The sequence below is a fragment of the Paraburkholderia dinghuensis genome, assembly GCF_003837865.1.
In the GTDB taxonomy this organism is placed as follows: domain Bacteria; phylum Pseudomonadota; class Gammaproteobacteria; order Burkholderiales; family Burkholderiaceae; genus Paraburkholderia; species Paraburkholderia dinghuensis.
In genome coordinates this window covers 80,097-92,609 of record NZ_RQIS01000011.1, presented here as the reverse complement: position 1 = coordinate 92,609, position 12,513 = coordinate 80,097, and the positions used below count along the sequence as shown (strand labels likewise).

Genomic DNA, 12,513 nt, shown 5'->3' with positions numbered 1-12,513 from the left:
TTCGATGGCGTCCTGCCCGTCGAGGTTGTGCTGCAGCGTTGCCGGCCACACCGAGCGACACTAGACGCTGCGCGCCTTGCCACGCCAACTGGTCACGCAACGCGGCCATCAGCGTCTCGGGAAAAATGCCGATGGTCTGCGTATACGCATTGACCGAGCGCACCGAGGTCGCGAGATCGTCGACCGGCATGAGATTGCCGACCCGACAGCCGAGGACGCGAGAGAAGCTGACCGGCGTGGGTCCCGCGATACGATCACGGCACGCTCGCTGCCGCGGCCGCCGCACACCGTGCATTCATCCGCGAACATGCAGCAGACGGCGCGCCGCCGCATGGGCGCACCGCGCACGTGAAAGGTCTGTCCCGCCGGCACGAACACGCTTGAGCCGAGCGGCGCGAAGCCGGTGTGGCCGGTTTCGCCGCGAAATGCGCCGTAGCGCCCGTGCGAGTACTCGTCCAGTGACATGTCGAGATATCCATCCAAGGGACGGAAATACGCGTCGAGCGGATCGTTCAGCCGGAGCGTGCGCACGTTGACCTCGAAGCGCGGCGTGCAGATATGCGCGTCCACTGAGAGTCGCGACGACGGCATCCGCGGGTGGCGGACCAGATGCTCGTCGCCCGCCACCGTGTAGAGATCTGAGACGGCTGATTCCATCGCGTATTCGACATTGATTCGACATTGCGTCTGCCGGGCGGTCGCCCGGTTCACGGTCGGTCAAAAATACACACTTATAAAGAATATGTCTACCTTCATGCCATCCCCCTGGTCAGGCAATGCCCCCTCATTTGACGTGGCGTCAAACGAACGCGGCGGACAGCGACATCCGACGCCGTTAAGCTGCACGGCGTACACCATTCGACGTGCCCTGCCATATCGCCCATCTCGCAGGGCCTAAACGAGGCCCGACACGGGCCGACAAAGGAGACACATGAGCACCACCCTCGAGAACCCCATGCAGGACCTCGAGGCGGCGTACCACGCCGTCTCTGATACCTATCGCGGCCCGGACATCGACCTGCAGGCACTGTGCCGTGAAATGCGCCACAAGAATCCGGTCATGAAGGGGGATTTCGTCGCGACACATCTGGGTATCCCCACCAATGCGGGCGCCAAGGCTGCGAAGTGCGAGGTGACGCTCTTCAAGTATCAGGACGTGCTAGCGGTGATGCGCGATGCCACGACCTTCACAAACGGCTTCATCGCCGAGGGCTTCGGCGCATTCTTCGACGGACTGATCATCCTGGCGATGGACGGCGACGCGCACCGTCGCGCGCGCGGTCTGCTGCAGCCGGTGTTCATGCCGGAAACCGTGAACCGCTGGCGTCCCGAGCTCGATCGCGTGATCCGCGAAGACTTCCTCGCGCCGCTCGTGCCGAAGAAGCAGGCCGACCTGATGGACTTCGGCCTGTATTTCCCGATCCGCGAAATGTACGCGCTGATGGGCTTTCCAACCGACGACACAGCAAAGTTCAACCAGTACGCGACCTGGGCGCTGGCGATGGTAGCGGGCAACCAGATCGATCCGGAGAAGATCCGGATCTTCGGCCCCATTGCGGCTGCGGCGGTCAAGAACCTCTATGACGCGGTAATGGAAGTGGTTGTGCAGCGCCGCGCAGCCGGCGCTGAGGGCGATGACCTGATCAGCCGCCTGATGCGCGCCGAATACGAGGGCCACAAGCTCGACGATCACGAAGTGACGACCTTCGTGCGTTCGCTGCTGCCGGCCGCCGGCGAAACCACGACCCGCACGTTCAGTTCGGTGATTACGTTGCTGCTCGAGCGCCCGGCACTCGTCGAGCGCGTGCGCAACGACCGCAGCCTGATCCCCCGCCTGATCGACGAAGCCGTACGCTATGAGCCCGTTGCAACCTTCAAGGTACGCCAGGCGGCGCGCGACATCGAGATTGGCGGCGTCAAGGTGCCCAAAGGCGGGCTGGTGCAATGCATGGTGATGTCGGCGAACCGGGATGAAGACGTCTTCGAGAATGCCGATACGTTCGACATCGACCGCAGGCCAAAGCCCTCGTTCGGTTTCGGGTTCGGCGCGCACATGTGCATCGGCCAGTTCGTGGCGAAGATCGAACTGCAATGCGCGGTAAATGCAATCCTCGACCTGTTCCCGAACGTCCGGCTCGATCCCGCGAAGCCGGCGCCGAAGATCGCTGGAGCGCAGCTTCGCGGCGCGAAATCCGTGCCGGTGATCTGGGATTAGGCTACGACGCGCCCGCCATTTTCCGGTGCGCGCTCGTTCTCAACGCTCGCGCGCCCACTCTTTCATCCGCCTGCATGCCCATAGAGCCATGAAATACTTCAAAACCATTCCAGAGCGAGGCGACTTTCGTTACCAGACCCTCGTCGCGCCACACAAGGTCAGCGGCCGCGCAATGCACGATCTGCGCGGCTTTTACGGGCTGCAGCTCACCAAGGGCATGCCGTTTGGCTGCGTGCGCGACGAGGACGGCGAGATGTACGCGTTCGTGCGCGCCGTCAACGAGCCAGGCAGCACGCCGAACCCGACGCGCTTCGTGTATCTCTCCACCCGCGTGGACGGCCAGCACCTGCGTATCGACAAATCGCGCATTGAGCCGCGCGCGACGACGCTGTTCCCGCGCCGCTGGCTGGAAGGTGACACGGCATGCTGGTCGAGTCTGGAAGACGAGCCTGGCGCGGCCTGGCACCTGAGCGCATCGGGCGAGCGGCTTAGCTGGACCGAGGAGGGGCTCTTCGAGCTGGGCGGCCCGCTGCTCGGCCAGGGCATGCAATGGTATCTGCCCGGAGTCGACTGGGGTACGTTCTACGTCTCGCAGATCTACGACATCGCGGGCATCTGCGACGGCCGGCGCGTGAAGGGGCTCATGTGCTTCGACCAGGCGTACATGGCTGAGGGCGGCGCAATCCACTTCAGCAAGGACCTTGTGGTCAACAACCAGATGCACGTGATCTGGTGGTCGTTCGCAACGGTCTACAAGGACGGCAGTTGGGACGTGGGCTCGTTCATGGTCGGCCATGACCATCTGGGTTATGCGATCTTCCAGAACGACAAGGGTGAAATTCGCACCACCACCGACATCGAAGGCAGCGTGAAGCACAAGGACGGCAGCTATTTCGTCGAAAGTGCGCGGATCGTGCTGGACGGCACTGAGGAGTGGGAGTTTCTGCCGTGTCCGAAAGGCGAAATGATCGACTTTGTCGGCGGTTTTCCGATTACCGCGCAGCAGGAAGGCCGCTGGCGGCGCGTCGGCGACACGCGCGAAGCGGATCGCTGGTTGGGCTGGGGCGAATCGGATCGCCGGAACGGCACCGCTCGCAACGTGCGCGGCATTCAATCCTGACGCGGCGCGACACCCGCGCGCGGCTTATCGAAGGAAGCAAACCATGGCGAATACCGGACACATCGAAGCGTTCCTGCTTGCACAGACCGACCACTGGAACACAGGCGACAAACAGGCGTTCCTGGACGACTACCGGCGCGCCGCGCCCGACGGTCTCACAATCGAATACGTCGGGCGTCCGCCTCAGGACGGCTGGGTCGTGCTCGACCACATGTGGGACCAGCAGCGCGACAAGATTCGCGTCGAACCGGTCGCGAAGATCGTGAACGGAAACGAAGCGGCCTGCTACGTCCGCAACGTGATCATCGGCACCGGGCGCGCGATCGAAACCATCGAACTTTATCGCTTCGATGCGGGCCAGTTGTACGTGCGCTACTTCGTCAAGCAATAGCGCCTTCGCCGCGCCCGGTTGCGCCGGCTAGCGCCGGGCCCGTGTGACGCCGCCAAAGCGCAGCGCATCGACCAGCCGGCCGATGCGGCGCGGCATCGCGCTGCCTTCCGATCCGCCGCTGACGAGCAGCTCGCTCATGACGAGGCGGATCAGCAGGTCGCAGATCAGCTCCCGGTCCAGCTTGACGCCGAGCTCCTCGTCCCATGCGTCGAACACCGGGGCGAGGAGATCCTGAAAGCGCACCACCGAGTCGTGGAAGATGCGTTTGAGAAAGCGCAGCGCGAACTCGGGTGCGACGACCAGCATGCGCTGCGCGGTCCCGGAGTCGAGGAAGTCCTGCAGATACCGGATAAGCCGCGTGAGCCGCTCGTTGGGATCGACCTCATTTGCGAGCAACTCGCTTAGCGTCCGGTGAAAGCGTTCGCGCGAATAGCGCGAGTAGGCCTCGAGCAGCTCCTCCTGCGAGCTGAAGTAGCGGTAGAAAGTGCCGCGCGAAACACCCGCTGTCTCGCAGACATCAAGAATGAAGACGCGGTCGGCGCCGGATGCCAGTACCACCTGCTGGGTCGCCGCGAAGATGTTGTCGATGGTCTGCTCGGAGCGCCGGTTGCTGCGCCGACGGCGCGGCGCGGACGCTGCAACCGGGGATTCCGCGACGGCGGGCTCCGGGGCGCGTCGGCGCCTTGCCTTCGGCGCCTCGACTACCGCCTCCGCAACCGCCTTCGGCCGCTTGCCGACAGCCGCGCGCGGCTTCGAAGGCTGCACAGCCTCTGCCTTTCGGGTGCGGGTTTTCGAGGACGCCATCGCTTTAGCCATAGTTCAATGAATCTTCCAAAAGTGTGCGGAATTGCCGCAAATCAGAAAGAAAATGCAGCCGGCAGCATCGAAGCCCGGACTGCGGAGTCCAGGCCGGCGCCATCGTACCGGTTGCCGCGCACGCTGCCCCGTCAAGCCAGCGTACGAGCCCATATTGTAATGGCACGAACGCCATCGAAAACCGAATCGGCCCACCCAACCCCAGGTCCGATCATAATTGACACTATTCGCATTTTTGTCTAAAAACGTTGGAGCAACTGGATCACACGGAGCAACCATGAGTATCTTTACGCATTTCACGTTGGGCACATGCGATCTCGATCGCGCGAAGGCGTTCTACGACAGGGTTCTCGAACCGCTAAACCTCAAGTCGCTATTCTCGATAGAGGGGAAAGTGTGCGGCTGGGGCAAGGAGGCCCCGCAACTGATGGTCCTGTACCCGCGCAATGGAGAGCCGGCCACGGCGGCCAACGGGCTGACCGTGGGCCTCGCCGCGCCGGACCGGGAAGCGGTGCGGGAATTTCATCGTCGTGCGCTCGAACTCGGCGCCGTCTGCGAAGGGCCGCCGGGACCGCGCCCGTTTGCGCCCAACGCGTATGCCGCCTACATCCGCGATCTGGACGGGCACAAGATCGTCGCGTCGTGTAGGACGCCGGAGTAAAGGCAAGACGCGCCGCCCGCGCAGATGTTCGCGGCGCTCAGGCGTACGCTGCAGCTTGCAAAAAACCCTATCTCACGGAGACGGAAATGAAGGTACGAAGTGCAAGCGCGTTGATTTTTTCTGTCGTTTTTTCATGTGCAGCTTTTGCACAGACCGGGGAACAACTCGCCAAAGCGAAAGGATGTACAGCCTGCCACAGTGTTGATGGTGTAGGCGTGGGACCGTCGTTCCACGACATTGCGCAACGCTTCGCGGGGCTGAAGAATGCCCGGCCGATGTTGATCCGGATCGTCAAGACAGGCACGGGCAGCGGACCCGTCCCCTACCACTGGGGTGACGTCAAGATGCCACCGGATTCCGCTCGTGTTCCAGTGAACGAAGCGGAGGCCAAAGAACTGATCGACTACGTTCTCAGCCAGCGTTAGCCACCCACGGGTACGCGACGCTGCAAGCCCGCGGGCGCGACGGCGTGCTCTGGCGAGTCCGGAATGGCTTGACCCTTATGCGGGGGGCGGGAGGCGCTTCATTGCAGGCGCCGCCCTCGCCCTCGCCTGCAATCGCCCTGTCTGGCAACGAAAACTCGACCATGATTTCACTCGCCGATCAACTGGCCACCTGCAACACACCTGGCCTCTTCGACGTGCTGCGCATCCACGGCTTGCCGGTGCACGAACTGCCACGCGAAATTCGCGGGCTCTCGCCCACAATGAAGCTCGCCGGCCCGGTGTTCACCATCACCGGGCGTGCTGATCCGGCCGTCAGCGTGGCGGAATCGCTCGAACTGTTCATCTCACGCGTGCTGTCAGGCGCACCAGCCGATCACGTCGTGGTGTGCCAGCCGCACGATCATTCGCGCTCGGCCATGGGCGATCTCGCAGCCGAAGCGTTGAAGCAGCGCGGCATCCGCGGCTACTACATCGACGGCGGCTCGCGCGACGCCGACGAAATCGAATCGATCGGTTTTCCGGTATTCGCCCGCTACACAAGCCCGATCGACATCGTCGGCAGCTGGCGGCTGGAGGCGACGAACGTTCCCGTGGTCATCGGCGGCGTGACGGTCTCGCCCGGCGACTACGTGCTCGGCGACCGCGATGGCACATTGCTGATCGAGGGCGAGCACGCCGAGTTCGTCATCACCGAGACCGTCAAGACAATGAGCACCGACTCACGCATGCGTACCGCAATCCGCGGCGGCCGCGATCCGTACGACGCGTTTCTCGAGTTCGGCAAGCTGTGAGGCATCACCGATGAAAATCGCCCGCTATCGCCTGAACGACACCGTTCACTACGGCGTGCTCGAAGGAGAAACGTTGCAGCGCCTGAGAGGCTCGCCATTCGAATCGCTCACGCCCGCTGGCCCGCGCGATGTGCTGGCCGACGTGCAGTTGCTGTGTCCGCTGCCCGCGCCGCGGCTCTTCGCCGTCGGCATGAACTATGTCGGCCACATTGCCGAAGCGGGCGCGAAAACGCCCGAAATTCCGCAGTTCTTCATGATGCCGACGACAGCCGCCATCGGCCCCGGCGAAACGATCGTCCGACCGCGCGAGGCACAGATCGTCCATCACGAGGCGGAACTGGCGATTGTGATCGGACGCCGCGGGCGCCGTATCGGCGTCGAGCGCGCACTTGACCACGTGTTCGGCTATACCTGTGCGAACGATGTCAGCGAACGCGTGATCCAGAACCGCGAAATGGGCTACGGCTGCCTGCTTGTCGGCAAGGCGTTCGACACGTTCTGCCCCCTCGGCCCGGTCATCGCCACGGGGCTCGACGCCGGCAACCTGCGCGTGCGAGCGAGCGTAAACGGCTCGCCCAGACAGGACGGCAACACATCCGACCTGCTGTTTACCGTGCCTTATATCGTGTCGTACCTGAGCCAGGCGGTGACACTGCTGCCCGGCGACGTCATCCTGACCGGCACGCCCTCCGGAGTCGGCCCCCTTCTATCTGGAGACGTGTGCGAAATCACGATCGACGGGATCGGCACGCTGCGCAATCCTGTCGTTGACGAATCCGCCTGAGCCCTGCTGCACGGCAATCGAGGCGCAAGCTCCATCCGCAGGAGTCCTGAATCATAAAACGATACGTACACCACATCGACGGAAACGGGGCCGCACCGCTTTGACCCAAGACCCGCTGCGTCACCCACGCGATGGCTGCTCATCCCCTTCCTGTTCACCCGTCAATGCCCATCTCGCCCGATCTCGAAGCGCAGTACAACCTGCGCGCACTACGTCCTGACTTCGAAGCCGGCATGCTGCAAGACTGGTTCGCACGCTCGGCGCGGTTCCGACGTGCGTGCGGCGGCTCCCTCGATCTCGCGTACGGCGACGGCGAGCGCGACCGGCTCGACTACTTTCCCGCCGCCACAGCCGATGCACCGTTGCTGGTGTTCTTTCACGGCGGCTACTGGCAGCGCGGCGACAAGTCCGTGTACAGCTTCGTTGCCGAGCCATTCGTCGCGGCAGGCATCTCGGTTGCGATCGTCAACTACACGCTGTGCCCGGCTGTCCGCATCGCCGACATAGTCGCCCAGGCCCAGCGCGCGCTTGCCTGGCTCTGGCGGCACGCGGATGCGCTGGGATGCGCGCGCACACGGTGGATCGTGAGCGGGCACTCGGCGGGCGGCCACATCGCTGCGAGGATGATGGCCACGCATTGGCCCGCCGTGGGCGAGGACCTGCCGCCGCGGCTCATGGATGGCGCGATCCTGATCTCCGCGATGTTCGACCTGGAGCCGCTGTGCGAGACATCGATCAACGACGGGCTCCGCATGAACCGCGGCGAGGCACGCGCGGCCAGCGCACTCGCTCATCCCCCGGCAAGCGACGCACCGCAACTGATCGCCGTAGGTGGCACGGAAACGGCGGCGTTTCATCAGCAGGCACGCGCCTATGAAACCGCATTCGGTGCGGCGTCGCGCTCGATGCGGGGCTACACGGTCGAGGACTGCGACCACTTCGACGTCGTGCAGGCGTTCGCCGACCCGTGCCACGCGTTCTTCGATCTTGCGCGGCAGTTCGTCCATTCGGCCTCACCGCCCGCCTATACAGCGCGTCACGATGGCCGCATGTGATCCGCTGCAGCCGTTGCTGCCCCCCTGATTCATGCACCTGCGCGCACAAACCGCGCGACGCTCAGCCGTTCATGCCGAGCAGCCCGCTGATGTCCCTGCCCGGGTCGGCATCGGATCCGTACGAGAAGTCGCCCCGCTGCTGGCGCTGCGCCAGCGACTCCATCTGAAACCGGTAACGCGTGCCCGGCGTGTCGAAACGCGAGTGCAGGTCCGGGCGCTCGTCGGGATCGAAATAGCGTTCGTTCTGGGGCCGCACGACCGAATTGTCCTGTGGCTGGATCACGAACGCGATGCGCGGCATCACGTAGCGCAGCGGAACCGGCGCCGCCGTCGTGTTGAACGTGACGTCGCAGCGCGATCGATGCCGGCCCACCGGCAGGAACGGCTGCAGGTTCGGCACGTCGTAGCCGGGCCGGAAACGCGGGTACGAAATGCAGACGTTGCTGCGCAGGTGCACGTGCAGCACGGCGCGAAAGTCCTGATACTTCGCGCGCACTCCGCCAACCCAGCGCATGATCGGCGCAACCGACTTCTGCGTGACGATGCGCGTACGCGTCAGCGTCTCCGAATTCCACTCCACTTCGACGACATCGGATTCGGAAATCCCGTCGCCGATCGTGCCGGCATGCAGAAAATCGGCGTGCGTGAGATCGAGCAGGTTCTCGACCGAGAGCGCCGACGTCGCGTCGAAGCGCACTGTGCGCTGCGTATAGCCGGGCAGACTGCCGTCGAGCGGTAGAAACGGAATGTGCGGCAGAAGCAAGACGTCCACGTGGTCGGGATTGCCGTACCACGCCCAGACGTAACCGTAGCGTTCGACCACCGGATAGAACCCTGATCCGCCGGTGAATGCGCTCGTGCGGGCACGCGCCGACTGCGGCGCGTCCGGGCGAAACTCAGATGCGACCGGCTTTCCGTCGTCGCGCCACAGGTAATACGGCTGCGAATGAATAATGCGGCGAATCGGGCGCTGCGTCACGTCGCGGCTGTGCGACACCGGAAACCACGTGTCGCGCAGATCGTAGTTGACGGGTATCCAGTCACGCCGGCCGGCCTTGCGCGGCGCGGCGCCACCCTGTGCGTCGGCATTCGGGGCGGGGGCCGAATCGCTGCTATCGACCGCTGTGTTCATGGTGTTCCTCCTTGTCGATTGGTGCGCGTTTGCTCCGCTTGCGGCCGGCAACGCCATACCGCGCGTTCACGCGATGGAAGCAATCGGCGCGCGTGCTTCGGCGCGCGCGGCGGCCAGATCACGCGATGGCGCAACGAGCAGCGCAGCCAGCGCTGCGCCATCGATCTGCTCGCGAACCCTGAACGGCGAGCGCCCCGTCGCGCGTGCAATCTGCCAGCGCAGCGGCGCGCCGGCCACGCGAGCGTCGTGCCAGAAACCACGCCAGCAGAGGCTCGTCGTTCCGCGCCGGTTCGCACTGCTCGCAACGAACACGGTGACAAGTGGCGTCTCGTCGGCATCGAGCAGAGCGACGAGCGCGGCGCCGCCCGCGAGCGACACGGAGGTCCGAACTATCAGCGGATGATCGGTCACGAACGCAGGCGGCAACATGCGCGTTTTCCAGACCGCGCCGCGGTCCACCGTCAGCCATCCGTCCTCGGTACGCGCATCGCCGAGAAAGAAGTCGGTCATGCGGACGCCGTCTAAGGACACGAGACAGTCGGGCCCGTCGAGCATGGCGTCTTGATATTCGTGCGCGGCGACGTTCACGATCGACGCCCCCGTGTGCTCTTCGCCCTGCGGGTGGTAGACCAAGCCCGGCAAGGGGGCGTCGTCTGGCTCACCGTCGCCGAGCCAGACATGCATGAAGCCGCCCGCCTCAGCAACCCGATAGCTGCGCGCCCCGTAGCGCGGCGGCACCCGCTCGTCGGCGCGCAGGTTAGGAATGGCGGTGCAAGCCCCTGTCTTGCCGTCGAAGGTCCAGCCGTGATAGCCACACTGCAGGCCCTTCTGCGTGACCTTGCCGAGCGAGAGCGGCACGCGCCGGTGCGGACAGCGATCCTCCAGCGCGCAGGCTGCGCCCGACGCGTCGCGAAACAGCACGAGTGCTTCGCCATTGCAGACGACCGCGAGCGGCCGGCTGGCATCGACTGATTCCGAAAGTGCTGCGGCCCACCAGCTACCGGTCGCCATTCGTGTCTCCCTCATTCTCATGATGTGAACGGTTTCGCGCTCCCTGCGTTCATGCCTTCATGCCGCTACCGGCTCGTGCGCGTCGAGCTTCAGCAGCTTGCGCGCGTTGCCGCTGCGGATCTTCTCGCGTTCGTCGTCGGTGAGGCCCAGCCCCGCGGTCAGGTCTCCATGCTCGTATGCGCCGCCGAAGTTGGTGCCATAGACGAGGTTGTCGACGCCGACCACGTCGACCACGCCGCGCCGCAAACCGGGCGCGTGCACGTCGAGATCGAAATAGAAGTTCGACAGGTATTCGATCAGTCCACGCTTGTTGCGCGAGTCCGGCGCCATCACCCGGTTCAGGTCGTTCAAACGCCCGAGCTGAAAGATCGCCATGCCGCCCGCGTGCGTGATATAGGTCTTCAGGTTCGGAAAGGTGTCAAGTGCGCCGCCGTTGATCAGGTTCCAGAAGAACAGCGTCTCGTCGACGCAGTCGCCGACAATCGAGGTGGTCTCGAACTTGTCGTCGGTGTGTTTCTCGCCCCAGTAGATCGACTGGTTGAAGCCGTGCACCATGATCGGCGCATCGAGCTTCGACAGCGTTTCCCACACCGGGAAGAGCTCCTCGCTGTAAGCCTCCAGACCGTTGAAATTCGCGCCGCCGACACACACGCCCTTCGCGCCCAGCTGCGTGACCGCGCGCTCGATCTCGCGCGCGGCCTGCGCCGGGTTGGCCAGGTTCGCGTGCGCCCAGAACGCGAAATGCTCCGGATCCTGCGCGCAGAATGCCGACAATTCGTCGTTGCAGATGCTCGCGTATTCGTCGCCGAACTCGCCGGCCCAGTACATGAATGCGTGGGACGGCGTCGAGAGCACGAGCTTGTCGACGCCGCGCTCGGCCATCAGCTTGCGGCGTGCCGCGTGCGTCATCCGTGCCAGCAGGTTCGCTTCGGCTTCGTCGTCATCACGGGCTTTCGCGGGCTGGGTGGTGCCGAGCGAAAAATGCCCGACCGTCAGCCCCCGCGTCTTCATGAATGGCCCCCAGAAATCGTGGCGCTTGAGCATGCCGGGGGTGAAGAGGTGTGCGTGAACGTCGATCAACATGGGTGACTCTCCTGAGTAGGGTGAAAATACGCGCGACCGCTGACGGCGCGTGAAGCGCGGATCGCCATCCGGCTTGCGGCATATATCCGCGCTGTCTTGTCCTGTCCTGTCTGGCTTCGCGCCGACGATGTGCTGCGCGCCGCGTCGCATCCCCGGGCCGCGTCAGCCCGCGTCGGCGTTCGCGCCGCCCGGCATGCGGCCCATGAAGCCCGCAGGCTGGTTATGAAATACGGCGCTGCCTGACGCACCCGCCACCGTGACGCCCGAATCGACCACCAGCGTGTGGGCGTTCACATGGCGCGCGTCGTCGCTTGCGAGGTACACGAGCGCCGCGGCGACCTCCTCCGGCATCAGCGGCGAGCCGAGCGGCGAAGCCCGGGTCGCCGCGTCGATTGCGGCTTCCCTGCTGCCGCGGCCCTTCACCATCATTTCAGTGACGGTCGTGCCCGGCGCAACTGCGTTGACGCGCACGCCGCGCGGCGCAAGCTCCGAAGCCGCCGAACGGGTCAACCCGATGACGGCGTGCTTGGCGCTCGTGTAGGCGTGCGGACCGAGCCCGCCGATCACACCCGCAGTGCTTGCCACCGAGAGGATGCAACCGCTTCCCTGCTTGACCATCGCGCGCGCCGCGTGCTTGATCCCGTAGAACACGCCATCGAGCAGCACACCCAGCGTCGCATGCCACGCGGCCGCGCTCGTTTCGAGAATCGACCCGTAGGCACCGACGAAACCCGCGTTATTCACCATGCAATCGAGCCGGCCATGCAGCCGCAGCGCCTCCTCAACCGCAGCCGCCACCTGCGCTTCGATACTCACGTCCGTGTATACGAACGTCGCGTCGCGCAGTTCGCGCGCCAGAGCCTGCCCGGCCTGTTCGTCCACATCGGCGAGCACGACGAAGGCGCCTTCCTGCGCCATCAGACGCGCGGTGGCCGCGCCGATGCCGCTCGCCGCGCCGGTCACGAGCGCAACGCGGCCCTTGAGACGTTCGCTCATCGGATCCCCTCG

At 64.7% G+C, this 12,513-nt stretch carries 14 protein-coding genes; 8 read left to right on the top strand and 6 right to left on the bottom strand.

Features of this window, described 5'->3' with window-relative positions; translation table 11 throughout:
• Positions 1 to 108 precede the first annotated feature (108 nt).
• On the bottom strand, positions 109 to 657 hold the full coding sequence (locus tag D1Y85_RS27310) for a hypothetical protein (protein WP_221410316.1): 549 nt from the start codon (positions 655 to 657) through the stop codon (positions 109 to 111).
• A gap of 274 nt (positions 658 to 931) precedes the next feature.
• On the opposite strand from D1Y85_RS27310, the gene D1Y85_RS16195 reads away from it, so the two are divergent.
• The 3 genes from D1Y85_RS16195 (at position 932) to D1Y85_RS16185 (ending at position 3,726) form a co-directional block, all read left to right on the top strand.
• Entirely contained in the window at positions 932 to 2,215 is a 1,284-nt protein-coding gene (locus D1Y85_RS16195) for a cytochrome P450 (protein WP_124152088.1), read from the top strand.
• Between the two features lie 88 nt (positions 2,216 to 2,303).
• Positions 2,304 to 3,335: a hypothetical protein gene (locus D1Y85_RS16190; RefSeq protein ID WP_124152087.1), complete on the top strand. Its 1,032-nt coding sequence runs from the start codon at positions 2,304 to 2,306 to the stop codon at positions 3,333 to 3,335.
• 43 nt (positions 3,336 to 3,378) lie between these two features.
• On the top strand, positions 3,379 to 3,726 hold the full coding sequence (locus D1Y85_RS16185) for a nuclear transport factor 2 family protein (protein WP_124152086.1): 348 nt from the start codon (positions 3,379 to 3,381) through the stop codon (positions 3,724 to 3,726).
• A gap of 27 nt (positions 3,727 to 3,753) precedes the next feature.
• On the opposite strand, the gene D1Y85_RS16180 is transcribed toward D1Y85_RS16185, so the two are convergent.
• Positions 3,754 to 4,491, bottom strand: a complete 738-nt coding sequence (locus tag D1Y85_RS16180; RefSeq protein WP_246024942.1) for a TetR/AcrR family transcriptional regulator — start codon at positions 4,489 to 4,491, stop codon at positions 3,754 to 3,756.
• A 328-nt stretch (positions 4,492 to 4,819) separates the two neighbouring features.
• Between D1Y85_RS16180 and D1Y85_RS16175 the strand changes: the two genes are divergently transcribed.
• From D1Y85_RS16175 to D1Y85_RS16155, 5 genes are all read left to right on the top strand, one after another.
• Positions 4,820 to 5,203: a VOC family protein gene (locus D1Y85_RS16175; protein WP_124152084.1), complete on the top strand. Its 384-nt coding sequence runs from the start codon at positions 4,820 to 4,822 to the stop codon at positions 5,201 to 5,203.
• Positions 5,204 to 5,289: 86 nt separating this feature from the next.
• Complete coding sequence (locus D1Y85_RS16170) at positions 5,290 to 5,628, top strand: c-type cytochrome (protein ID WP_124152083.1); 339 nt, start codon at positions 5,290 to 5,292, stop codon at positions 5,626 to 5,628.
• Positions 5,629 to 5,789: 161 nt separating this feature from the next.
• Positions 5,790 to 6,440 (top strand): RraA family protein, encoded by a 651-nt coding sequence (locus D1Y85_RS16165; protein ID WP_246024941.1) that lies wholly within the window; start codon positions 5,790 to 5,792, stop codon positions 6,438 to 6,440.
• A 10-nt stretch (positions 6,441 to 6,450) separates the two neighbouring features.
• Positions 6,451 to 7,224, top strand: coding sequence for a fumarylacetoacetate hydrolase family protein (locus tag D1Y85_RS16160; RefSeq protein WP_124152082.1), 774 nt, complete (start codon positions 6,451 to 6,453; stop codon positions 7,222 to 7,224).
• A gap of 164 nt (positions 7,225 to 7,388) precedes the next feature.
• On the top strand, positions 7,389 to 8,279 hold the full coding sequence (locus D1Y85_RS16155) for an alpha/beta hydrolase (RefSeq protein ID WP_185219004.1): 891 nt from the start codon (positions 7,389 to 7,391) through the stop codon (positions 8,277 to 8,279).
• 61 nt (positions 8,280 to 8,340) lie between these two features.
• On the opposite strand, the gene D1Y85_RS16150 is transcribed toward D1Y85_RS16155, so the two are convergent.
• From D1Y85_RS16150 to D1Y85_RS16135, 4 genes are all read right to left on the bottom strand, one after another.
• Positions 8,341 to 9,411 (bottom strand): oxygenase, encoded by a 1,071-nt coding sequence (locus D1Y85_RS16150; RefSeq protein ID WP_124152080.1) that lies wholly within the window; start codon positions 9,409 to 9,411, stop codon positions 8,341 to 8,343.
• A gap of 66 nt (positions 9,412 to 9,477) precedes the next feature.
• Positions 9,478 to 10,422: a Rieske 2Fe-2S domain-containing protein gene (locus tag D1Y85_RS16145; protein ID WP_124152079.1), complete on the bottom strand. Its 945-nt coding sequence runs from the start codon at positions 10,420 to 10,422 to the stop codon at positions 9,478 to 9,480.
• Between the two features lie 57 nt (positions 10,423 to 10,479).
• Entirely contained in the window at positions 10,480 to 11,505 is a 1,026-nt protein-coding gene (locus D1Y85_RS16140) for an amidohydrolase family protein (RefSeq protein WP_124152078.1), read from the bottom strand.
• Positions 11,506 to 11,667: 162 nt separating this feature from the next.
• Entirely contained in the window at positions 11,668 to 12,501 is an 834-nt protein-coding gene (locus D1Y85_RS16135; RefSeq protein WP_124152077.1) for an SDR family oxidoreductase, read from the bottom strand.
• Between the last annotated feature and the right edge of the window lie 12 nt (positions 12,502 to 12,513).

What these genes read in the sequence shown, in the direction of transcription:
- D1Y85_RS16195 (WP_124152088.1), top strand. Translation starts at nt 932, where the DNA reads ATGAGCACCACCCTCGAGAACCCCATGCAGGACCTCGAGGCGGCGTAC.
- D1Y85_RS16170 (WP_124152083.1), top strand. Translation starts at nt 5,290, where the DNA reads ATGAAGGTACGAAGTGCAAGCGCGTTGATTTTTTCTGTCGTTTTTTCA.
- D1Y85_RS16140 (WP_124152078.1), bottom strand. Translation starts at nt 11,505, where the DNA reads ATGTTGATCGACGTTCACGCACACCTCTTCACCCCCGGCATGCTCAAG.
- D1Y85_RS16155 (WP_185219004.1), top strand. Translation starts at nt 7,389, where the DNA reads ATGCCCATCTCGCCCGATCTCGAAGCGCAGTACAACCTGCGCGCACTA.
- D1Y85_RS16135 (WP_124152077.1), bottom strand. Translation starts at nt 12,501, where the DNA reads ATGAGCGAACGTCTCAAGGGCCGCGTTGCGCTCGTGACCGGCGCGGCG.
- D1Y85_RS16150 (WP_124152080.1), bottom strand. Translation starts at nt 9,411, where the DNA reads ATGAACACAGCGGTCGATAGCAGCGATTCGGCCCCCGCCCCGAATGCC.
- D1Y85_RS16160 (WP_124152082.1), top strand. Translation starts at nt 6,451, where the DNA reads ATGAAAATCGCCCGCTATCGCCTGAACGACACCGTTCACTACGGCGTG.
- D1Y85_RS16165 (WP_246024941.1), top strand. Translation starts at nt 5,790, where the DNA reads ATGATTTCACTCGCCGATCAACTGGCCACCTGCAACACACCTGGCCTC.
- D1Y85_RS16145 (WP_124152079.1), bottom strand. Translation starts at nt 10,422, where the DNA reads ATGGCGACCGGTAGCTGGTGGGCCGCAGCACTTTCGGAATCAGTCGAT.
- D1Y85_RS16175 (WP_124152084.1), top strand. Translation starts at nt 4,820, where the DNA reads ATGAGTATCTTTACGCATTTCACGTTGGGCACATGCGATCTCGATCGC.
- D1Y85_RS27310 (WP_221410316.1), bottom strand. Translation starts at nt 657, where the DNA reads ATGGAATCAGCCGTCTCAGATCTCTACACGGTGGCGGGCGACGAGCAT.
- D1Y85_RS16190 (WP_124152087.1), top strand. Translation starts at nt 2,304, where the DNA reads ATGAAATACTTCAAAACCATTCCAGAGCGAGGCGACTTTCGTTACCAG.
- D1Y85_RS16185 (WP_124152086.1), top strand. Translation starts at nt 3,379, where the DNA reads ATGGCGAATACCGGACACATCGAAGCGTTCCTGCTTGCACAGACCGAC.